General features: G+C 72.8%; 17 protein-coding genes. 9 read left to right on the forward strand and 8 right to left on the reverse strand.

Features of this window, described 5'->3' with window-relative positions:
- Positions 1-50: 50 nt before the first annotated feature.
- Positions 51-1,280 carry a PucR family transcriptional regulator gene (locus ACPZVR_RS20570; protein WP_436701550.1) on the reverse strand — a complete coding sequence of 410 codons (1,230 nt, stop codon included), beginning with the start codon at positions 1,278-1,280 and terminating at the stop codon, positions 51-53.
- A gap of 119 nt (positions 1,281-1,399) precedes the next feature.
- On the opposite strand from ACPZVR_RS20570, the gene ACPZVR_RS20575 reads away from it, so the two are divergent.
- The 3 genes from ACPZVR_RS20575 to ACPZVR_RS20585 are packed head-to-tail and all read left to right on the forward strand — an operon-like array spanning position 1,400 to position 5,096.
- The gene (locus tag ACPZVR_RS20575; RefSeq protein WP_436701551.1) at positions 1,400-2,206 is read left to right on the forward strand and encodes an oxamate carbamoyltransferase subunit AllH family protein; all 807 of its coding nucleotides are present in this window, start codon (positions 1,400-1,402) and stop codon (positions 2,204-2,206) included.
- Complete coding sequence (locus tag ACPZVR_RS20580) at positions 2,203-3,681, forward strand: AllF/FdrA family protein (protein WP_436701552.1); 1,479 nt, start codon at positions 2,203-2,205, stop codon at positions 3,679-3,681. The genes ACPZVR_RS20575 and ACPZVR_RS20580 overlap by 4 nt, the downstream gene beginning before the upstream one ends.
- Positions 3,678-5,096: a YlbE family protein gene (locus ACPZVR_RS20585; protein ID WP_436701553.1), complete on the forward strand. Its 1,419-nt coding sequence runs from the start codon at positions 3,678-3,680 to the stop codon at positions 5,094-5,096. The genes ACPZVR_RS20580 and ACPZVR_RS20585 overlap by 4 nt, the downstream gene beginning before the upstream one ends.
- Positions 5,097-5,114: 18 nt before the next feature.
- Here ACPZVR_RS20585 and ACPZVR_RS20590 read toward each other — a convergent pair whose 3' ends face one another.
- Both ACPZVR_RS20590 and ACPZVR_RS20595 read right to left on the reverse strand, forming a co-directional pair.
- On the reverse strand, positions 5,115-6,425 hold the full coding sequence (locus tag ACPZVR_RS20590; protein WP_436701554.1) for a thymidine phosphorylase: 1,311 nt from the start codon (positions 6,423-6,425) through the stop codon (positions 5,115-5,117).
- Positions 6,422-6,847 (reverse strand): cytidine deaminase, encoded by a 426-nt coding sequence (locus ACPZVR_RS20595; protein WP_436701555.1) that lies wholly within the window; start codon positions 6,845-6,847, stop codon positions 6,422-6,424. Before ACPZVR_RS20595 ends, ACPZVR_RS20590 begins: the two co-directional genes overlap by 4 nt.
- 201 nt (positions 6,848-7,048) lie before the next feature.
- Here ACPZVR_RS20595 and ACPZVR_RS20600 point away from each other — a divergent pair, with 201 nt between their 5' ends.
- From ACPZVR_RS20600 to ACPZVR_RS20615, 4 genes are all read left to right on the forward strand, one after another.
- Positions 7,049-8,137 (forward strand): BMP family lipoprotein, encoded by a 1,089-nt coding sequence (locus tag ACPZVR_RS20600; RefSeq protein ID WP_436701556.1) that lies wholly within the window; start codon positions 7,049-7,051, stop codon positions 8,135-8,137.
- A gap of 162 nt (positions 8,138-8,299) precedes the next feature.
- Positions 8,300-9,814 (forward strand): ABC transporter ATP-binding protein, encoded by a 1,515-nt coding sequence (locus tag ACPZVR_RS20605; protein ID WP_436701557.1) that lies wholly within the window; start codon positions 8,300-8,302, stop codon positions 9,812-9,814.
- Complete coding sequence (locus ACPZVR_RS20610) at positions 9,811-11,064, forward strand: ABC transporter permease (RefSeq protein WP_436701558.1); 1,254 nt, start codon at positions 9,811-9,813, stop codon at positions 11,062-11,064. The genes ACPZVR_RS20605 and ACPZVR_RS20610 overlap by 4 nt, the downstream gene beginning before the upstream one ends.
- A complete protein-coding gene (locus tag ACPZVR_RS20615) occupies positions 11,061-12,350 on the forward strand; it encodes an ABC transporter permease (protein WP_436701559.1) in 1,290 nt (429 codons plus the stop codon). The genes ACPZVR_RS20610 and ACPZVR_RS20615 overlap by 4 nt, the downstream gene beginning before the upstream one ends.
- A gap of 25 nt (positions 12,351-12,375) precedes the next feature.
- Here ACPZVR_RS20615 and ACPZVR_RS20620 read toward each other — a convergent pair whose 3' ends face one another.
- The 5 genes from ACPZVR_RS20620 to ACPZVR_RS20640 all read right to left on the reverse strand — a co-directional run bounded on the left by ACPZVR_RS20620 (position 12,376) and on the right by ACPZVR_RS20640 (position 19,180).
- A complete protein-coding gene (locus ACPZVR_RS20620; RefSeq protein ID WP_436701560.1) occupies positions 12,376-12,981 on the reverse strand; it encodes a DUF3060 domain-containing protein in 606 nt (201 codons plus the stop codon).
- 61 nt (positions 12,982-13,042) lie between these two features.
- Positions 13,043-14,221, reverse strand: a complete 1,179-nt coding sequence (locus ACPZVR_RS20625; protein ID WP_436701561.1) for an amidohydrolase — start codon at positions 14,219-14,221, stop codon at positions 13,043-13,045.
- 44 nt (positions 14,222-14,265) lie between these two features.
- Entirely contained in the window at positions 14,266-15,261 is a 996-nt protein-coding gene (meaB, locus tag ACPZVR_RS20630) for a methylmalonyl Co-A mutase-associated GTPase MeaB (protein WP_436701562.1), read from the reverse strand.
- The gene (gene scpA / locus ACPZVR_RS20635) at positions 15,261-17,426 is read right to left on the reverse strand and encodes a methylmalonyl-CoA mutase (protein WP_436701563.1); all 2,166 of its coding nucleotides are present in this window, start codon (positions 17,424-17,426) and stop codon (positions 15,261-15,263) included. Before scpA ends, meaB begins: the two co-directional genes overlap by 1 nt.
- Complete coding sequence (locus ACPZVR_RS20640) at positions 17,423-19,180, reverse strand: methylmalonyl-CoA mutase family protein (RefSeq protein ID WP_436701564.1); 1,758 nt, start codon at positions 19,178-19,180, stop codon at positions 17,423-17,425. The genes scpA and ACPZVR_RS20640 overlap by 4 nt, the downstream gene beginning before the upstream one ends.
- A gap of 149 nt (positions 19,181-19,329) precedes the next feature.
- On the opposite strand from ACPZVR_RS20640, the gene ACPZVR_RS20645 reads away from it, so the two are divergent.
- Complete coding sequence (locus ACPZVR_RS20645; RefSeq protein WP_436701565.1) at positions 19,330-20,400, forward strand: hypothetical protein; 1,071 nt, start codon at positions 19,330-19,332, stop codon at positions 20,398-20,400.
- 68 nt (positions 20,401-20,468) lie between these two features.
- Positions 20,469-21,980 (forward strand): hypothetical protein, encoded by a 1,512-nt coding sequence (locus tag ACPZVR_RS20650; RefSeq protein WP_436701566.1) that lies wholly within the window; start codon positions 20,469-20,471, stop codon positions 21,978-21,980.
- Positions 21,981-22,013: the final 33 nt, after the last annotated feature.

A 22,013-nucleotide genomic window follows, 5' to 3' on the forward strand; every position in this document is an offset into this window, starting at 1 on the left:
GATCCGGGGAAAGTGCTGTCGAAGATTGCCTGCGATTCAGCTCCGCCCTGTCATTTGCTGACGACCTCCAGCACCTTGAGCGCCACCGCGACGTCGAGACGCAGGTTCTGGTCGGACGCGACCGGCCCGAGGAGCCGCTCGAGCTTCCCGACCCGGTAGCGCATGGTGTTGTAGTGGAAGAACTGCGTGCGCGCGGCCTCGGCCACGTTGAAGTTGGTGTTGAGCAGCACCTGCAGGGTCTCCCGCAGGGTGACCGCCTCCTCCGTGGTCCCGGCGAGCTCCCCGAGCACGTCGTGGGCGAAGGCGCGCAGCTCCTCGGTGTCCGGCACCATGGCGATCAGGCGGTGCAGCCCGAGGTCGTCGAACCAGGTGGTGGTGCTCGGGCCGCGGAACCGGCGGCCGACCTCGAGCGCGCGGCGCGCCTGGCTGTAGCTGTCGGGCAGCCCCGACGGCGCGGACGCGACGCGACCGACGCCCGCGGTGAACGGGCGTCGCCCGCCTCCCTTGTCGCCCGCGACGGCGTGCACGAGACGCCGGACGAGGGCGGAGCACGCGTCGAGGTCCTCGGCCGGCAGCACCGCGACCACCTCGGAGCCGAAGTCGGCGATCGGGATGGCCCGGTCGACCGACGCGGTCACCTGGCGCCAGGCGTTGGCGAACCGCTCCTGCCAGTGCCGCCGGTCCTCGACCGACGCCGGAGGCTGGTACGACGGCTGCGGGTCGATCTGCGCGGCGAGCACGATGGTCGGCCCGCTGAGGTCCCAGCCGAACCCGACGACGTGCTCGCGTACGAACTCGTCGGAGCCGGCCCGGCCCAGGAAGACGTCGCGCAGGAAGTCGCCGCGGTACTTGTTCTCCACCGCGGAGACGGCCTGCTCCCGGGTGATCGAGAGGGACACGGCGGTCGCCGCGCGCTGGAGGGCGACCACCTGCTGCGGCAGCATGCCCTCCTCGGCGATCGCGACCAGGTGCCCGAGGGCCTGGTTGGGCGCCGCGAGCGGCTCGCGGTGGACGTGGGCGCCGCTCACCGGCTGGCCCTCGTGGCCGCCGCGATCGCCCAGCCACTCGACCCGGAGCCGGCCGGTCTCGTCGGTCAGGCCGGCGGCGGTGATCCGCTCCCGCATGGCGTCGTCGATCCGCGCCGCCCGCTCCCGACCGTCGGTGGTCGTGACGGCGACCTGGACGTCGAGCGCGTCACCGATCGCGGCGACGAGGTCGCCGAGGTCCGCTCCGGCCAGCACCAGCTGGGCGAGCGACTCGGCGAGCTCCTCGACATCCATGACGCCATGGTCGGCGATACCGCTGCCCCCTGGTGCTATCAACTCTTGCCCGACTTCTGCATGGACGTTGGCAATGCTCACCATTCGATGCACGATACCCAGCCGTTAGCGTCCCAGAGGTGCAACGGGTCGATTCCAGGGGTGCCCCGCAGGTCGGAGGCGCCGGCTCGCCGGCGCTGCGCGGCCTGCTCCACGGCCCCCCGGCGACCGGTGCCGTCGTGCACGCCGGCCGCCAGGCCGTGTACGCCGATCTCGGCGGACGGGTCGTGGGCGTCCTCGCCCGCGGCGCCGTGCACGTGCCCTGCGCGATCGCCACGGCCCTCCCCGAGCTCCCCCACCCGACGGACATCGCCGTCGGCGCCCCCGTCGCCGTCGACGCCGGGACGCTGCGGGTCGGCCCGCTGCGCGTCGGCGTCGCCCGGCTGGTCTCCTTCGCCGCGCCGCCGCTCTCCCGCGACGCCGCGGCCCGGCTGCTGGCCGTCCCGGCCGACCTGGCCCCCGCCCGGGACCAGCTCCCGGCCGCTGCCCTCGACCGCCTCGCCGCCGGCGACCCGGCCTCCGTGCGGCCGCTCGTCGGCCGCGGCGACGGGCTGACCCCCGTCGGCGACGACGTGCTGTCCGGCTGGCTGGTCGCGACGCGTGCGGCCGGCGGGGACCCCGGTGCCGTCGCCGACGAGGTCCGCGCGCTGCTCCCCCGCACGACCGGCCTGTCCGCGACGCTGCTGCGCCACGCCGCCGACGGCGAGGCCATCGCGCCGTTCCGGGCGGCCCTGGCCGGCGGCGACCCGGCGACGGTCGCCCGGCTGCTCGCCGTGGGCCACACCTCCGGCGCCGGGATGCTCCTGGGCGCCCACCTCGCCCTCTCCTCCCCGGACCTTCCGTCCGTGTCCATCACCAATGAAGCCCTTGAAGGGAGTACTCGATGACCGTCGAGCACGTCGAGATCCGGCCCGGTGCGTACGCCGACAGCGTCGCGCTGCTGCAGGTCAGCCGGGACGTCGCCGCCACGCCCGGCGTCGCCGCCGCCCAGGTGGCGATGGCGACCGAGCTGAACGTGGAGGTGCTGCAGGGCATGGGCTTCACGCTGCCCGCGGCCAGCCCCAACGACATGGTCGTGGCACTGCGGCTCGAGGAGGAGTCGGCCCTGTCCGCCGCGCTGGCGGCCGTCGACGCCGCTCTCGCGGCGGCCCGCAAGGGCTCCTCCTCCGGCGGCGAGGTCACCGCGCCGCCGCGCACCACCGGCTCGGCGCTGCGCCGCGCCGGCGGCGACCTCGCCCTGGTCTCGGTCCCGGGCGCGTCGGCCCTGGTCGAGGCGATGGACGCCCTCGACGCCGGGGTCGACGTGATGATCTTCAGCGACAACGTGCCGGTCGAGCAGGAGCTCGCCATGAAGCGGATCGCCCGCGAGCGCGGCCTGCTCGTGATGGGTCCCGACTGCGGCACGGCCGTCGTCGGCGGCGTCGGCCTCGGCTTCGCCAACACCGTCTCGCCCGGCAAGGTCGGCATCGTCGCCGCCTCCGGCACCGGCTGCCAGCAGATCCTCGCGCTCCTCGACGCCGCGGGCGTCGGTGTCGCCGCCGCGCTCGGCGTGGGCGGTCGCGACCTGTCCGCGGCGATCGGCGGCATCTCCACCATGACGGCCCTGGACCGGCTCGACGCCGACCCGGCCGTCGAGCAGGTCGTCGTCGTGTCGAAGCCGCCGGCCGCCGAGGTGGCCGCCGCCGTCGAGAAGTACGCCGCCGGCCTCACCACGCCGGTGCGCTTCGCCCTGCTCGGCGCCGGCCAGCCCGACCTCACCACGCAGGTCGAGGCGCTGCTCGGCGACCTCGGCGTCGCCGTGCCGACCTGGCCGACGTGGGGCGCCCCCGCCGTCCCGGCCCCCGACGGCGGGTCCGCCCTGCGCGGGCTCTTCGTCGGCGGCACGCTGTGCGACGAGGCGATGCTGCTCGCCGCGGAGACGCTCGGCCCGATCCGCAGCAACATCCCGCTCTCGCCCGAGCTGGCCCTCGGCAGCAGCCTGCTCGACCCGGGCCACCTGATGATCGACTTCGGCGACGACGGCCTGACCCGCGGCCGGGCCCACCCGATGATCGACCCGACCCTGCGCCTGGAGCACCTCGCCAAGGTCGCGGCCGATCCCGAGACCGCCGTCGTCCTCATGGACGTCGTCATCGGCCACGGTGCCGAGGACGACCCGGCGGCCGGGCTCGCCCCCGCGATCGCCGCCGCCCGCGCCGCGCGTGAGGTCCCCGTCGTCGTCGCCTGCGTCGGCACCTCCGCGGACCCGCAGGGCCTGACCCGTCAGGCCGAGGCGCTGGCCGCCGCCGGCGCCGAGGTCCACCTGTCCAACGCTGCGGCCACCCGCCGCGCGATCGCTCTCGCCACTGGAGGCGCCCGATGACCACCACCTCCCTGCCCAGCGCCGCCCCCGCCGCCGTCGCCGCCGTCGGTGCCGACATGTTCGCCAGCGCCGTGGCCGACCAGGCCGTGCCCGTCGAGCGGGTCGACTGGACGCCGCCGATGGAGGGCACCACCGACGACCTCGCCACGGTCGCCGCCGACCCCCTGCGCCGCGACGCCAACGCGCTCGCGGTCTCGCGCATGCTCGACGTGCAGGCGATGCTCGTCGGCGTCGCCCCCGCCTCCGAGCTGCTCGGCCTCGAGAAGGGCCAGTTCCTCCACGCCGGCCCGCCGATCGAGTGGTCGCGCGCCTCCGGCCCGCTGCGTGGCGCGCTCATGGGCGCCGCCGCGTTCGAGGGCCTCGTCGAGGACCCGGAGGACGCCGAGGCGCTCTTCGCCTCCGGCGCCGAGGTGTCGCTGGAGCCGTGCCACCACCGCAGCGCGGTCGGCCCGATGGCGGGCGTCGTCTCGCCGTCGATGTGGATGTTCGTCCTCGAGGACCCGGCCACCGGTCGGCGTACCTACTGCTCGCTGAACGAGGGCCTCGGCAAGGTGCTGCGGTACGGCGCCTACTCCCCCGAGGTACTCGAGCGGCTGCGCTGGATGCGCGACGTGCTCGGCCCGCTGCTCGGCGAGGCCGTGGCCGCCGCGGGACCGGTCGACGCCACCGCGATCCTCGGCCAGATGCTGCAGATGGGCGACGAGGCGCACAACCGCAACCGCGCCGGGACGCTGATGCTGCTGCGCGATATCGCGCCGTCGCTGGTCCGCTCCTCGCGCTCCTCCGAGGAGGTCGCCGAGGCGTTCGCCTTCATGGGCGGCAACGACCACTTCTTCCTCAACGTCGCGATGCCGGCCTGCAAGCTGGCCCTCGACGCCGCGCGCGACATCCCCGGCTCCACCATGGTCGTCGCGATGGCCCGCAACGGCACGGACTTCGGCATCCAGGTCTCCGGCACCGGCGACCAGTGGTTCACCGGCCCCGCGCAGCTCGCCGACGGCCTCTTCCTCGGCGACTACGGCCCGGACGACGCGAACCCCGACATCGGCGACTCGGCGATCACCGAGACCGCCGGCATCGGTGGCTTCGCGATGGCGGCGGCCCCCGCGATCGTGCGCTTCGTCGGCGGCACCGTGCCGGACGCCCTGGCGACCAGCCGCCGGATGCGCGAGATCACCATCGGCGAGAACAACCGCTGGCCGATCCCCGTGCTCGACTTCGCGGGCGCCGCCACCGGCATCGACGTGTCCTCGGTGTGCCGCACCGGCATCCTGCCGCAGATCAACACCGGCATGGCCGGCAAGGTCGCCGGCGTGGGCCAGGTCGGCGCGGGCCTGGTCACGCCGCCGGCGTCGATCTTCCCGGCCGCGCTGGCCGAGCTCGCCCGGCGCACCCGCGAGCGCTCCGCGGGCTGATCCTGCCTGCCGCGCCGATCAGCCGACCCGGTCGATGATGAGCGGCGCCGGCACGTACGACGTGCCGGCCGCCGCCACGTCGTAGCCACCCTCGAGCGCGGCGAGTGCCCGCTCGAAGCGCTCGGGGGTGTCGGTGTGCAGCGTGAACAGCGGTGCGCCGGCCGTCACCACGTCACCGGGACGGGCGTGCCACACGACACCGGCTCCGGCCTGCACCGGGTCCTCCTTGCGCTCGCGGCCGGCGCCGAGGCGCCAGGCGGCGAGGCCGACGGCGAGGGCGTCGAGACGCGTCAGCACCCCGTCGGAGGACGCCGTGACGACGTGCTGCTCGCGCGCCACCGGCAGTGCCGCGTCGGGGTCCCCGCCCTGCGCCCGGATCATCCGGCGCCAGGCGTCCATCGCCGAGCCGTCGGCGAGCTTGTCGGCGGGGTCGACGTCGTCGCGACCCGCGCCGGCGAGCATCTCGCGCGCCAGCGCGACGGTGAGCTCGACGACGTCGGCCGGGCCGCCGCCGGCGAGCACCTCGACCGACTCGGCGACCTCGATCGCGTTGCCGGCCGTGAAGCCGAGCGGGGTCTCCATGTCGGTGAGCAGCGCGACGGTGCGCACCCCGGCGTCGGTGCCCAGCGCGACCATCACCTCCGCCAGCTCGCGCGCGCGGTCGACGTCCTTCATGAACGCGCCGCTACCGACCTTGACGTCGAGGACGAGGGCTCCGGTGCCCTCGGCGATCTTCTTGCTCATGATCGACGAGGCGATGAGCGGGATCGCCTCGACCGTGCCGGTGACGTCGCGCAGCGCGTAGAGCTTCCTGTCGGCGGGCGCCAGGCCGTCGCCGGCCGCGCAGATGACCGCGCCGACCGACTCCAGCTGCGCGAGCATCTCCTCGTTGGACAGCAGCGCCCGCCAGCCGGGGATCGACTCCAGCTTGTCGAGGGTGCCACCGGTGTGGCCCAGGCCGCGGCCCGACAGCTGGGGGACGGCGACCCCGCAGGCCGCGACGAGCGGAGCGAGCGGCAGCGTGATCTTGTCGCCGACTCCCCCGGTCGAGTGCTTGTCGGTGGTCGGGCGCGAGAGCGAGGAGAAGTCCATCCGCTCCCCGGACGCGATCATCGCCGCGGTCCAGTCGGAGATCTCGCGGCGGTCCATCCCGTTGAGGAGGATCGCCATCAGCAGCGCGGACATCTGCTCGTCGGCGACAGCGGCGCGGGTGTAGGCGTCGACCATCCACGCGATCTGGCTGCTGGTGAGGGTGCGTCCGTCGCGCTTGGCGTGGATCACCTCGACGGCATCGTGCTGGGGGCCCGACGGGGCGCTGTGGCTGCTCACGGTGCGTTTGTACCAGGACGCGCCACGCGCTCGAGATCCTCGGGGCCGAACGCCTGCGGCAGGACGGCGTCCATCGGCAGCACGCCCCGCGGCGTCAGCACCTCCAGCGCCGCCCCGCCGTTCTCCCAGAGCAGCTGGCGGCAGCGGCCGCACGGCATGATCACCTCGCCGGCGCCCCGCGGGTCGAGCGTGACGCACACGAAGTGGGTGAGCCGGCCTCCCCCGGTGGCATGCAGCTGGGAGACGAGCCCGCACTCCGCGCACAGCGTGACGCCGTACGCCGCGTTCTCGACGTTGCAGCCGACCACCAGGCGGCCGTCGTCGGCGAGCGCCGCGGCACCCACCCGGTAGCCGGAGTACGGCGCGTAGGCCCGTGCGGCGATCTCGTTCGCCGCCTGCGTGAGGCTGTCCCAGTCGACCACGCGGCCACGGTAGGCCATGGACGGCGGTCGCGAGGATCTTCCGCGCTGGCAGGTCTCGACGGGAAATGTCCCAAGTTGGTAACCGTTTCGACGAATGCGCTTCCCGCAACGCGCTCCGTGGGTGAGGATGCACCCCGGAGTATCAGAACCAATCTTTCCTGCCCTGCGACTCGGAGCCGGGCGTCGACCTGGAGGACATCTGTGAAGACCTGGAAGAGGACGACGGCCGCGGCGGCCGTGGCGCTGATGGCGAGCGCGGCCCTGGCGGCCTGTGGCGACGCGCCCGAGGACGACAAGGGCGCTTCGGAGAAGAGCGACTTCCTCCCCTGCATCCTCTCCGACGCGGGCGGCTTCGACGACAAGTCGTTCAACCAGCTCAGCTACGAGGGCGTGCAGGACGCCGCCGAGGAGCTCGGCAGCGAGTACAAGGAGTTCGAGTCCAAGAACGAGAACGACTACGCGGGCGCCCTCGAGCAGTTCGTCGCCCAGGGCTGCGACGCGATCGTGACCGTCGGCTTCGCGCTCTCCGCCGCGACCGTCGAGTCGGCCACGGCCAACCCGGACATCGAGTACATCCTCATCGACGACGCGGCCGACAACGACTTCGACGGCACCAAGGACGCCGACAACATCAAGCCGATCCTCTACGACACCGCGCAGGCCGCGTTCCTCGCCGGCTACGCCGCGGCGGACTACACCAAGACCGGTGTCGTCGGCACCTACGGCGGCCAGCCGTTCCCGACGGTGACCATCTTCATGGACGGCTTCAAGCAGGGCGTCGACTACTACAACGAGAAGAAGGGCAAGGACGTCAAGCTCTTCGGCTGGGAGGGCAACGACAAGGGCGTCTTCACCGGTGGCTTCGACGCCAACGAGAAGGCGACCAACGCCGCCAAGCAGATCCTCGACCAGAACGCCGACGTGATCCTGCCGGTCGGCGGCCCGATCTACCAGGGCGCGCTCACCGCGATCAAGGACTCCGGCAAGGACGTCGCGCTCATCGGCGTCGACGCCGACTTCTACGAGACCGACCCGAACACCCAGGACCTGGTGCTCACCTCGATCCTGAAGAACATGAAGATCTCGACGACCGAGGCCGTCGTGGCTGCGGGCAACGACGAGTTCGACACCGAGGCGTACGTCGGCACGCTCGAGAACGACGGGGTCGGCATCGCGCCGTTCCACAACTTCGACGCGAAGATCTCCGACACCCTCCAGGCCGAGCTCGACGAGGTCAAGGCCGGCATCATCGACGGCAGCATCCCGGTGGAGTCGTACCTCAACCAGTGACACCCCGCTGCCCTCCGCCGGCCGAGCGCCGACCGCAGGGCGGAGACACCCTCCGGGGGAGGTCGGTTCCGACCTCCCCCGGAGGCGTTCGCGCCGGACGCGCCCGTCGCGTCCGGCGCGCACCTGCTGGCTTCTGCACCCCTGCTCCGAGAGGATTCCCCCATGACGCTCGAACTCCGGGGCATCACCAAGCGCTTCGGCCCCCTGGTCGCCAACGACCGGATCACCCTCACCGTCAACGAGGGCGAGATCCACGCCCTCCTCGGTGAGAACGGCGCCGGCAAGTCGACCCTGATGAACGTGCTCTACGGCCTCTACCAGGCCGACGAGGGCGAGCTCGTCCTGGACGGCGAGGTGCGCAGGTTCGCCGGACCCGGCGACGCCATGGCCGCCGGCATCGGCATGGTCCACCAGCACTTCATGCTGGTCCCCGTCTTCACGGTGGCCGAGAACGTCATGCTCGGCAACGAGGCGACCGGCTTCGCCGGCACGCTCGACATCGGCGCCGCGCGCGAGCGGGTGCGCGAGATCTCCCAGCGCTTCGGGTTCGACGTCGACCCCGACGCGCTGGTCGAGACCCTGCCCGTCGGCGTCCAGCAGCGCGTCGAGATCATCAAGGCGCTCTCCCGCGACGCCCGCGTCCTCGTCTTCGACGAGCCGACCGCCGTGCTGACGCCGCAGGAGACCGACGAGCTGATGGGCATCATGCGCCAGCTCCGCGAGTCGGGCGCCGCGATCGTCTTCATCAGCCACAAGCTGCGCGAGGTCCGCGCCATCGCGGACCGGATCACCGTCATCCGCCGCGGCGCCGTGGTCGGCGAGGCCAGCCCGACCGCCACCAACGCCGAGCTGGCCTCCCTCATGGTCGGCCGGCCGGTCGAGCTGACCGTGCACAAGGAGCCGGCCCAGCCCGGACCCGACGCCCTGGTCGTGCGCGATCTGCGGGTGCTCGACGACACCGGCCACACCCACCTCGACGGCATCAGCTTCTCCATCGCCCGCGGCGAGGTCCTCGGCGTGGCCGGCGTCCAGGGCAACGGCCAGACCGAGCTGACCGAGGCCATCATGGGCCTGCAGAGCCACGTGCACGGCTCGATCCGGCTCGGTGACCAGGAGCTGGTCGGCCGCTCCGTCCGCAAGGTGCTCGACGCCGGGGTCGGCTTCGTGCCCGAGGACCGGCAGGTCGACGGCCTGGTCGGCGAGTTCACGATCGCCGAGAACCTCATGCTCAACCGCAGCCATGGCCTGCCCTTCGTCTCCGCCGGCACCGTCCGTGCCGGGGTGCTCGAGGACTTCGCCCAGCGCAAGCTCGTCGAGTACGACGTGCGCGCGTCCGGCATCCAGGCCAAGGCCAACCAGCTCTCGGGCGGCAACCAGCAGAAGGTCGTGGTCGCCCGGGAGCTCTCCCGCGACCTGAGCCTCCTCGTCGCCGCCCAGCCCACCCGCGGCGTCGACGTCGGCTCGATCGAGTTCATCCACAAGCAGGTCGTGGCCACCCGCGACGCCGGCGTACCGGTGCTCCTGGTGTCCACCGAGCTCGACGAGATCGTCGCGCTCTCCGACCGGATCATGGTCCTCTACCGAGGGCAGGTGGTCGGCATCGTGCCGGCGGACACGCCCCGCGAGACCCTCGGCCTGATGATGGCCGGCGAGCGCCCCGAAGGGACGGCCGCGTGAGCGCGAACGACGAGACCCAGTCCACCTCCGTCGACGAGCCGACGGCGGACCCGAAGGAGCCCACCGGTCCGGGCGGTCCCGGCGAGGCCGGCCGCTTCAGCGGCGTGGTGCGCGAGATCGTGCTCGGCAACGCGCTGGTCTCCGTCCTCTCGGTCGTCCTGGCGGTCCTCGTCGGCTCGCTGATGATCCTGCTGACCGACGAGAACGTCCGCGAGACGATCGGCTACATCGGGGCGCGCCCGGGCGACTTCTTCAGCGCGGTCTGGACCGCCATCTCCGACGCCTACTCGGCCCTGTTCCGGGGCGCGATCTACAACACCAACGTCGAGGGCTTCGAGGGCCGGATCAAGCCGCTGACCGAGACCCTCAAGTTCTCCGCGCCGCTGATCCTCGCCGGCCTCGGCGTCGGCCTCGCGTTCCGCGCGGGCCTGTTCAACATCGGCGGCCGCGGCCAGATGCTGCTGGCCGGCGCCGCCGCCGGCTGGGTCGGCGTCGGGATGGACCTGCCCCTCGCGCTGCACCTGCCGCTGGCCGTCCTTGCCGGCGCCCTCGCCGGCGCCCTGTGGGCCGGCATCGCGGGGTTCCTCAAGGCACAGAGCGGGGCCCACGAGGTGATCGTCACGATCATGCTCAACTACGTCGGCTACTACCTGGTCTTCTACGCACTCTCCAAGCAGGGACTGCTCCAGGCGCCCGGGTCGCTCAACCCGAAGTCGGAGCCGATGCCGGAGTCCGTGATCTTGCCGAAGCTCCTCGGCGACCGCTTCAACCTCCATCTCGGGTTCGTCATCGCGCTCGTCGCCGTCGGTGTCGTGTGGTGGCTCCTCAACAAGTCCGCGATGGGCTTCCGGTTCCGCGCGGTCGGCGAGAACCCGGACGCCGCGCGCGCCTCGGGCATCGACGTCGGCCGGACCTATGTCACCGTCATGCTCATCGCGGGCGGGCTGGTCGGCCTCGCGGGCGTCAACCAGATCCTCGGCACCGCGACCAGCGGCATCACCGTCGACCTCGACGCCGGCATCGGGTTCGACGCCATCACGGTCGCCCTGCTCGGCCGCTCCCGACCGCTCGGCATCCTCGCGGCCGGTCTCCTCTTCGGCGGCCTCAAGGCGGGCAGCTTCTCGATGGCGGCGGCCGAGGGCATCCCCGTCGAGATCGTGCTCGTCATCCAGTCGCTGATCGTCTTGTTCATCGCCGCTCCCCCGCTGGTGCGAGCTATCTTCCGGCTGCCGAAGGAGGCGAGCGCGTGAGCACCACCGCCAAGGTCCCGGTCCCGGTCGACGACACCGAGCCCACCACCGTCCCCCTGCGCACGGCGCTCAAGGCGCCGATCATGCTCGGCGTGGTCACGCTGCTGGTCGCCCTGCTGATCGCGGTGAAGGCCCGCTCCGGCAAGACCACCTTCCGCCTCGCGGCCGAGACCGACTTCTTCGACCTGCCCGAGATCACCGTGCCGTCGACCGCCACGGTCGCGACGGTCGTGGTGCTCCTCGCCGCCTGCACGGCGGCCTCGGCACTGCTCGTCAGCCGCGGGCGGCGTACGCCGGTCTGGCTGGTCGCGCTCTTCGCCGTCATCGCCATGGTCGGCTTCCTCGCCTGGGCCGCCGCCGGCAAGTCGGTGCCGGTCATCGGCCTGCTGGGCGGCTCGATCGCCCTCGCCGTCCCCCTCGTCTTCGGCGCCCTCGGCGGCGTCCTCGGTGAGCGCGCGGGCGTCGTCAACATCGCGATCGACGGCCAGCTGCTCTTCGGGGCCTTCGCCGCCGCGGTCTTCGGCACCGTCGTCGGCTCGCCGTGGGGCGGACTCGTCGCCGCGATGCTGGCCGGCGGTCTCGTCGCGCTGGTGCTCGGCTTCTTCGCGATCACCTACTTCGTCAACCAGATCATCGTCGGCGTCGTGCTCAACGTCCTGGTGATCGGCCTGACCAGCTTCCTGTTCGGCCAGGTGCTCGCCGAGCACCCGAAGGAGCTCAACGCCCCCGACCACTTCTCGCGGATCCCGATCCCCGTGCTCGGCGAGATCCCGGTCATCGGGCCGGTGCTGTTCCGCCAGACGATCCTGGTCTACCTGATGTACGCCGCCGTCGCGATCGTCGCCTGGGCGCTCTACCGCACCAAGTGGGGCCTGCGGGTCCGTGCCGTCGGCGAGCACCCGAAGGCCGCCGACACCGTCGGCATCAAGGTCAACCGGACCCGCTACACCACCCTGCTCATCGCCGGGCTCATCGCCGGCGCGGGCGGCGCGACCTACACGCTGGTCTCCGTGCCCCAGTTCGGCGAGGAGATGACCGACGGCGCGGGCTATATCGCCCTCGCCGCCGTCATCTTCGGCCGCTGGGACCCGGTGCGGGCGACCCTGGCGGCGCTGCTCTTCGGCTTCGCCACCAACCTGTCCGGGGTGCTGTCGGTGCTCGGCTCCCCCGTGCCCAGCCAGTTCATGCTGATGCTGCCCTATGTCGTGACGATCATCGCCGTCGCCGGCCTGGTCGGGGCCTCCCGGCCTCCCGCGGCCGACGGCGAGCCGTACCGCAAGGGCTGAGCGGGCGGGCGTCCGACCGGTCCGGTCAGCCGCGGCGGTGCACCCGCACGGTGTTGTTGGCGCCCTTGACCCGGACCTTGGTGCTGCCGGCGCGGACCTTGACGGTGTTGTTGGCGCCGCGGACGACGACCTTGCGCAGCTTGCGGTAGGTCACCTCGTTGTTGGCGCCCCGCATCGTGGCCTTCGCGCCCTTGACGGCCTCGACCTCGTTGTTGGAGCCGACCAGGACGGCCTTGCCGAGCGCCGGGATCTCGAGGTCGACATTGCTCGCCCGGACCCGGACGAGCGGGGCGGCGGCCGCCGCCACCGAGGAGTTGGCGCCGGTCACGACGACCGGGCCGAGGGCGCCGGTCGCGTCCACCTCGACGTTCGCGCCGGTCACCGTCAGCGACGTGGCACTCGCCAGCGTGACGGTGACATTGCTCCCGGTCACGGACACGTCGGCACAGGCTCCCGTCAGCACATAGTCGGCGGTGCTGTCGGCCAGGGTGAGGGGGCCGGTCGCGCAGTCGAGCGTGACCGCGGCCTGCGCGGGAGCGGGGACGACGGCCGCGGTGGCGCCGGCGAGGGCGACGGCGGCGAGGGACGCGGCGAGGGTGGCAGGGGCGCGCAGCAGCGAGGGGCGAGTCATGCCTGCACCCTTGCCGGGGCGGCCGGGCACGAAACCCCGCGCCCGGGCGGGGTGGGCGCGATCACGCCTGGGTGAGGGCCTTGACCGCGACACCGGCCAGCATCCGGGCGCCGTACCCGATCGCCGCCTCGTCGACCTCGAAGTCGCCCTGGTGCAGGTCGAAGGTCGCTCCGCCGGGGCTGCGCGTGCCGAGGCGGAACATGGCGCCGGGGATCTGCTCGAGGTACCAGCCGAAGTCCTCGCCGCCCAGGCTCTGCTCGACCTCGGTGCGGTGGTGCAGGCCGAGCATCTCGTCGGCCGCCGACGCGACCATCGCGACGCTGACCCGGTCGTTGACGACCGGCGGGACGCCCTGGAGGTAGTCGACGCTCGCGGTGACGCCGTAGGGACGCACGATGTCGAGCACGGCCTCGCGGACCACGGCCTCGCACGACGCCCATGCCTCGGCGTCGAGGATCCGCACCGTGCCGCTGGCGATCCCGTGGTCGGGGATCACGTTGGCCGCCGACCCGGCACGGAGCATCCCCCAGACCACGCTGACCCCCGCCCGCGGGTCCATCCGGCGGCTCAGGACCGCCGGGAGCTCGCTGGTGATCTTCGCCAGCGCGAAGGTGAGGTCCCCGGTCAGGTGCGGCCGCGAGGTGTGCCCGCCATTGCCCTCGAGGCGGACGTCGATGCGGTCGGCCGCGCTCGTGATCGGTCCGGTCCGCAGCCCCACGGCCCCCACGTCGACCGACGGGTCGCAGTGGAGCGCGAAGATGCGGTCGATGCCGGCGAGCGCGCCGTGGTTGATCAGGTGCCGGGCGCCGCCCGGCATGACCTCCTCGGCGGGCTGGAACAGCAGCCGCACCCGGCCGGGCAGCAGGCCCTGGGCGTGCAGCTCGGCCAGCGCCTGGCCGGCGCCGACGAGGGCACTGGTGTGCACGTCGTGACCGCAGGCGTGGGCCACGCCCTCGGCGTCGCTGCGCCACGGGTCGGTGGTGAGGTCCGCGACCGGGAGGGCGTCGAGGTCGGCCCGCAGGCCGACGGTGCTGCCGCCCTCTCCCAGGTCGGCGACGACGCCGCTGCGCGGCATCCGGCTGATCTGCCAGCCGTGGCGCTCGAGGTGCTCGACGACGCGGTCGGAGGTGCGCTGCTCGTGCCAGGACAGCTCGGGATGCCGGTGGAGGTCGCGGCGCAGCTCGACCAGCTCGTCGGCGTACTTCGCGACGACGGAGTCGATCAGGGCGAGCGCGGTCACCCGACCAGCCTATGCCCGGGGCGAGGACGCCGGCACACGGCGGGTCAGGAGCCGTCGTACGCCGCGAGGAGTCGGTCCGCGGCGAGCGGTGCCGTCAGCTCGCCGGCGAGCAGGGCGGCCCGCACCTCGGCCTGGACGGCCTTGACGCCGGCGCTGTGGCGCAGCCGCTGGTCGAGCTCGTCGCGCACCAGCGCCCAGGTGAAGTCGAGCTGCTGCTCCGCGCGCTTGCGGGCGATGCCCGCCTCGCCGAGGTGCTCGCGGTGCTGGAGGATCTGGCCCCACACCTCGTCGACCCGCGCTCCGGTCAGTCCGGAGCAGGTCACGACGGGAGGCGACCACCCACCGGCGCCCGCCTGCCCGCGGACCAGCCGCAGGGCGCCGGCGAGCTCACGGGCGGCCACCCGCGCCTCCTGCTCCCGCGCCGGGTCCTCCGGGTCGGCCTTGTTGACCGCGATGACGTCGGCGATCTCCAAGATGCCCTTCTTGATGCCCTGGAGCTGGTCGCCCGTGCGCGCGAGGGTCAGGAAGAGGAAGGTGTCGACCATGCCGGACACGGTCACCTCGGACTGACCGACGCCCACGGTCTCGACCAGCACGACGTCGTACCCGCCCGCCTCGAGGACGGCCATCGCCTGGGTCGTCGCGCGGGCGACGCCGCCGAGGGTGCCGGCCGAGGGCGAGGGCCGGATGAAGGCGTGGGGATCGGCAGACAGGGTGGCCATCCGGGTCTTGTCGCCGAGCACCGAGCCGCCGGTGCGCACCGAGGACGGGTCGACGGCGAGGACGCCGACCCGGTGGCCGGCCGCGGTCAGCCGGCCACCGAGCGCCTCGATGAAGGTCGACTTGCCGACGCCGGGCACGCCCGAGATGCCGACCCGGACCGCGGGGGTCCGGGTCGCCGCGTCGGCGGCCAGGGAGAGCAGGAGCTCGCGGGCGGTCTCGCGGTGCCGCGGCGCGGTCGACTCGACGAGCGTGATGGCCCGCGCCATGGTGGCGCGGTGCCCCGCACGCAGGCCGTCGAGCAGGTCCTCGACCCGCATCAGTGCCCGAGCGACTCGCGCAGCCTCGCCAGCAGGTCGAGCGCGGACTCCGCGATCACCGTGCCGGGGAGGAACACCGCCGCGGCGCCCATCTCCTTCAGGGTGGGCACGTCGTCCGGCGGGATCACGCCTCCGATGACGACCACGATGTCGTCACGGCCCTGCTCGGCCAGCGCGCTCTTGAGCGCCGGGAGCAGGGTGAGGTGACCGGCGGCGAGCGACGAGACGCCGACGATGTGCACGTCGGCGTCGATCGCCTGCTGCGCGACCTCCTCGGGCGTGGAGAACAGCGGGCCCACGTCGACGTCGAAGCCGAGGTCGGCGAAGGCGGACACGACGACCTTCTGGCCGCGGTCGTGGCCGTCCTGGCCCATCTTGGCGACCAGGATGCGCGGACGGCGCCCCTCGGCCTCGGCGAACTCGTCGGTGGCCGCGCGGGCCTGGGCGACGAGGGAGTCGCCCTCACCGTCGTTGGCCAGGTCGGCCTCGTCCCTGTACACGCCGCTGATGGTACGGATCACCGCCTGGTGCCGGCCGTAGACCTTCTCCAGCGCGTCGGAGATCTCGCCCACCGTGGCCTTGGCGCGGGCCGCGCCGACGGCGAGGTCGAGCAGGTTGCCCTCGCCGGTGTCGGCCGAGCGGGTGAGGGCCTCGAGGGCCGCGTCCACGTCGCCCTGGTCGCGCTCGGCGCGCAGCCGCTCCAGCTTGGCGACCTGCTGGCGGTAGACCTCGTCGTTGTCGACCTTGAGGACCTCGAGCGGGTCCTCGGCCGGCAGGCGGTAGGTGTTGACGCCGATGACCTTCTGCGAGCCGGAGTCGATGCGCGCCTGGGTGCGGGCGGCCGCCTCCTCGATGCGCATCTTGGGGATGCCCTGCTCGATCGCGGCGGCCATGCCGCCGGCCGCCTCGGCCTCCTCGATGTGCGCCCATGCGCGCTCGGCGAGGTCGTGGGTCAGCTTCTCGACGTAGTAGGAACCGGCCCACGGGTCGATGGAGTACGTCGTGCCGCTCTCCTGCTGCAGCAGCAGCTGGGTGTTGCGGGCGATCCGCGCGGAGAAGTCGGTCGGCAGCGCGATGGCCTCGTCGAGCGCGTTGGTGTGCAGCGACTGGGTGTGGCCCTGGGTCGCGGCCATCGCCTCGATGCAGGTGCGGCCCACGTTGTTGAAGACGTCCTGGGCGGTCAGCGACCAGCCCGAGGTCTGCGAGTGGGTGCGCAGCGAGAGCGACTTCGGGTTCTGCGGGTCGAACTGGCGCACCAGCCGCGACCAGAGCGCCCGGGCCGCGCGCATCTTGGCGACCTCCATGTAGAAGTTCATGCCGATGGCCCAGAAGAACGAGAGCCGCGGCGCGAACTGGTCGATGGTCAGGCCCGACTCGAGGCCGGCGCGGATGTACTCGACGCCGTCGGCCAGCGTGTAGGCGAGCTCGAGATCGGCGGTCGCCCCGGCCTCCTGCATGTGGTAGCCGGAGATCGAGATCGAGTTGAACCGCGGCATCCGCTGGCTGGTGAAGGCGAAGATGTCGGAGATGATCCGCATCGACGGGGACGGCGGGTAGATGTAGGTGTTGCGGACCATGAACTCCTTGAGGATGTCGTTCTGGATGGTCCCCGAGAGCTGCTCCGGCTTCACCCCCTGCTCCTCGGCCGCGGCGATATAGAGGGCGAGGACCGGCAGCACCGCGCCGTTCATCGTCATCGAGACCGACATCTGGTCGAGCGGGATGCCGTCGAACAGGGTGCGGGTGTCGTAGATCGAGTCGATCGCCACGCCGGCCATGCCGACGTCGCCGCGCACCCGCGGGTGGTCGGAGTCGTAGCCGCGGTGGGTGGCGAGGTCGAAGGCGACCGACAGGCCCTTCTGGCCGGCCGCGAGGTTGCGGCGGTAGAAGGCGTTGGACTCCTCGGCGGTGGAGAAGCCGGCGTACTGCCGGATCGTCCACGGCTGGGTGGTGTACATCGTCGGGTAGGGCCCGCGCAGGAACGGGCTCAGGCCCGGGTAGGTGTCGAGCGCGTCGAGGTCGGCGAGGTCCGCGGGTCCGTACGACGGCGCGATCTCGATGCCCTCGGGGCTCTTCCAGCCCTCCCCCGTGGGGACGGCCGGTGCGGCGGCCGTGGCCCGGTCGGCGGCGAGCGAGAGGCCCGCGAAGCTCTTGGGGATCGTCATGCCAGCTTCTCCCTCGTGGCGGTCAGGAACGCCAGGGCGTCGACGCCCAGGGCGGCGGCGTCGTCGACCTCCGCGTCCACGGCGTCGGGCTTGCCGGCGATGATCACGTGCTGGGCGCCGGCCTCACGCAGCGCCGCGATCGCGGCGGCGCCCCACTCCGCGTACGCCGGGTCGGTGCCGGCCAGGCACACGACAGGCGGCGTGCCCGACGAGCGGTACGCCGCCACCAGGTCCTCGACGCCCGCGGTGGGGCCGGCGACCTCGACGGCGATCCCGCCGGCGGCGAACAGGTTGCTCACGAAGGTGGCGCGCGCGGTGTGCTGCGCGATGGTCCCGAGCGTGGCCAGGAAGACCGGCTGCCGGGCCGGCTCGTCGCGCAGCGCCTCGAACGAGGCGCCGTAGCGGCGGACCCGGTCGTTGAGCGGGTCCGCGGGGCGCTCCGGCAGCGTCTCGGTGAGGTTCGGGAACTCGCTCAGGCCGGTCAGCGGGCGCTTGCGCCGCGCGATGTCGGCCTCGCGCCGCTCGACGACCGCCGCGATGCGGGCCCGGAACGGGTCGAAGTCGTGACCGTCCTCCCACTCGGTCTCGAGCTGCTGGAACTCCGCCCAGCCGGCGGCGGCGAGGTCGGTGGTCAGCTGCTCGACGGCGTACGCGCCGCCGGCCGGGTCGGCCACGGCGGCGACGTGCGACTCGTCGATGAGCAGGTGGTTGACATTGCGCGCGATCCGGCGGCCGAAGGCGTCGGGGCGGCCGTTCGCGCTGTCGAAGGGCAGCACGGTGACCGCGTCGGCACCGCCGACACCGGCGGCGAAGGCCGCGACCGTGCCGCGCAGCATGTTGACGTAGGGGTCGTACTTGCTGAGCATCGGCCGGCTGGTCACCGCGTGCTGCCGCTGCGCGACGCCCCCGTCGGCCGCGTCCACCCCGACGCCGCTCAGCTCGAGGACCCGCGCCCACAGCACCCGCGCCGCGCGCAGCTTGGCGATGGTCGGGAACTGCTCGTCGGTGGCGGCATAGCGGAACTCGATCTGCCGGGCCGCGGCCTCGACCGAGAGGCCGTGGTCGGTCAGCCAGCGCAGGTAGGCGACGCCGACCGCGATCGACCAGCCGAGCTCCTGCGCGTCGCTGGCGCCGAGGTCGTGGGCCGCGGTGGCGTCGACGACGATCGCCCGGATGTCGTGCTGGTCGGCCTTGCCCGCCAGCGTCCGCAGCTCCGCGACGGCCTCGTCGACCGCCAGCGGGATGTCGCGCAGCATGACGCCGAGCGGGTCGATGCCGAGGTTGCTGTCGGGGTGCTTCGCGCCGGGCAGTGCCAAGAACGCCTCGGCCACCGTGGTCGTCGCCGACGGCGCGTCGAGGACGACGGGCGCGAGGTCGAGGAGCACGTCCTTCAGGGTCGCGGCGAGGTCGGTGTCCGCATCGGCGGCCAGCCACAGGCTGGTGACTCCGCCGTCGAGATCGACGAGCGCGGCCTCGTTGGACAGCTTGGCGTCCGGTCCCGCGACGAGGCTGCGGATGTCCCAGGCACCCTGGCGGGTCGGGCGCACGGCCGTCGTCGGGGCGCCGGGCAGGCCGAGCGGCGTGATGCCGATGCCGTCGAGGGTGGTGCGGGTCAGCTTGTCCCACACCGCGCTGTCGGGGGCGTCGTCGCCGAGCCTGCGCTGTTTGCGCAGGACGGCGGCGGTGGCGGCCTCCCACTCGGCGCGCGTGTGCGCATCCTCGGGCTGCGCCAGCGTCAGGGGCGAGTCAGTCACAAGGGGAGAGCCTATCCGTGACAGCGCCGGTGTCAGCGGGGTGTGAGATATCTCCGGCTACCCCTAGGTAACCGAACTCGGCGCAGGGTGACAGGTTTGGCGGGTCCACCGCCAGGCAACAAACGCTGACAGGTCCGCATGGGGGTCGCATGGATCAGGAAGGTCGCTCGATGCTCGGGAGCAGGAAGGCCGCGTGGGCGGTCGCGGTCGTCGCCGTGCTGGCGATCGCCGCCGGCGTCGCCGTCGCCGTGGCCCGGCTCGGTGGCGACACTCTCGAGCCCGGCTTCGTCGCGGACGGCACGTCCGGCTCGGCGATGAGCCACGAGGCGGAGGTCCGGCTCCCGATCGGGACCGTGCAGCTCGCCTCGGGCGGCCCGCTCGACGAGATCGCGGCACGACGGGTCGGCAAGCAGGGCGACGGCTCCGTCCGCGCCGGGGACGACGCGGTCATCGTGCCGATCTCCTGGACCTTCCGCCCCTCCCTCGCCTACGAGGACCTGCTCGGCTACCCCGCGACGTTCACCCTCGCCCTCACCGCGGGCGGCGAGCGCACCGAGCTCGGCGAGCAGGACGTCGACCTGCACGAGACGCTCGACTCCGGCGTGTTCCCCGAGCGGTCCCTCATCGCGGTCGTCGCCGGGGGCGGCGACGACCTGGGCGTCGAGGTGACCTACGAGGACCAGTCCCAGACGGTCGCCATGGCGACCGGGGAGGTCGAGGCGGGTCGCGCGGCGCCGCTGTATCCCGACGGCCCGGTGGCGTACGGCCCCGACGAGCGGTGCGACGCCCGGACGACCGACGAGGCCCGCTCCATCGACGCCGGCGCCGGCTCGATCTACTGCCGGATCGACCCGCTGACCCGCACGCCGTACCTCCCCGACCTCGGCTGGGCCGAGGAGGGCCGGGTGTGGAGCACCGTCGAGGTGGTCGTCACGGCGCCGGAGCGGGTGCAGTGGATCCCCACCGGGGCCGGCTACCGGGTCGAGCGGCGGCCGGTGACGGTCTCGCTCGAGGGCGCCGAGGCCGTCCGCACGCCGAAGGCGCCCGAGGACGCCGCGACGACCTGGCAGGGCACCTGGGTGTTCGACTCCCCCGCCGAGTCGACCGCCCCGCGCCTGCACGTCGCCGCCCCGATGACCGCGGTCCGCGAGCCGGAGGCGACCGGCGGTCCCGCCGCGGTCCCGTTCGGGGTCGACGCGACCTTCACCTTCCGACGCTGACCAGACCCCATCCCACCGTCCGCCACCCGGCCACCTGCCACTCGGCACCGTCACCTCCAGGAGAAGCTATGACAGGCGAGGACGTCGACTTCGGCAACTTCGAGGGCTCCGTCACCTACACGACCTCGAGCGACCTCGACAAGCTGGCCGAGGCCATGATCGACGCCTACATGCGGCGCAGCGTGCCCAACGTCGTGGACGGGTCGTGCAAGGAGGGCCGTTTCGAGATCATCACGCCGCGGCCCACCATCCGGCACCAGTCCGAGCGGCTGTACGTCAGCTACCCGGGCGGGCACTGGACCAAGGACGGCGGGCTCATCGGCGACGATCCCGACCTCGGCTTCGACTACTTCGACGCCGCGGGCGTCTACGCGCAGATCAAGCAGGGGGTCGACACCTACCTCACCCCGATGCTGAGCAAGGGCGAGGGCGGGCAGGCGCCCAAGGCCGAGGACTTCGACGACCAGATCTCCGTGGTCCAGCACGCGATGCAGGAGCTCTCGGTCTCCGGCGAGGTGCGCACCACCGGCGAGGAGGCCGCCACCACGACCGAGATCGGCAACGTCCTGGTGCCCGAGTACATCTCCGAGATCGAGGCGGAGCTCGGCGACCTGGACGGCATGGCGGTGATCCGGCTACGCGAACTGTACGGCGCCAACCGCATCTCCGACGTGATGACCGGGCTGCACGCCCTGGCCGTGATCAGCGGCGTCCTGGTCGCGGGCGAAGCACAGGTCTGGGCCCGCTACCACCGCGACCTCTCCAAGCTGATCTCCACCGCGACGGCGGACTTCCACGCCTACTCCGAGGGCAACGAGGTCAGTGCCGGCGAGATCTTCGACGTGGTCCAGTCGGTCGCCGACGCCAGCGGCCTGCTGTCGCTCCCGAAGGGCGTCGCCACCGTGATCGGGAAGGCCTCGACCCTGCACGGGATCGTCAAGGGGTTCCTCCCGGATCCGCCGACCCCGTACCAGTACACGCTCGACGGGTCGTCGTACCAGGCGCTCGACACCTCCTTCTGGAAGGCGGTCACCGGCCTGCTCGACGACGTCGACGCGACCGAGGCCGCCTTCGCGACGTGTGCCGACAAGGCGGTCACGAGCGCGACCCAGCCGGAGGGCGGGAACCGGGTGATCACGACCTCGTTCGACCTGGTCAACCCCACCGAGTTCCTCAACGCCGGCGAGCACGGGATCTACACCAACGTCAACGGCCAGCGGGTCGACATCCAGGTCACCGACGCGGCCCTGAAGCGGGTCTCCGGGCGCTACGAGCTCATCGGCGACCACTGCCACGACGTCGCGACCAAGCTCGAGGGCGCGCCCGAGCAGTCGGCGTGGTCCCGGGGCATCGTCGGATCCCAGGGCGGCGCCTTCGGCCACTTCGAGGCCTTCAGCGGCATGGTCGGCATCCTGGTGGCCCTGCTGAAGAACAACGGCGACGAGATGCGCGACATCGGCGAGAAATGCATCCTCATCCTCAACGACTTCAAGGGGACCGACGCGGCGATCCGCAAGGAGCTGGAGGGTCTGGCCGCCGACGTGGAGGCCCAGACCAAGGAGGACAAGAACGTCACCTGAGCGGCGGTGCCGGGCCCCAGGATTCGCCTGACG

This window comes from Nocardioides segetis, from assembly GCF_051390595.1.
In the GTDB taxonomy this organism is placed as follows: Bacteria; Actinomycetota; Actinomycetes; order Propionibacteriales; family Nocardioidaceae; genus Nocardioides.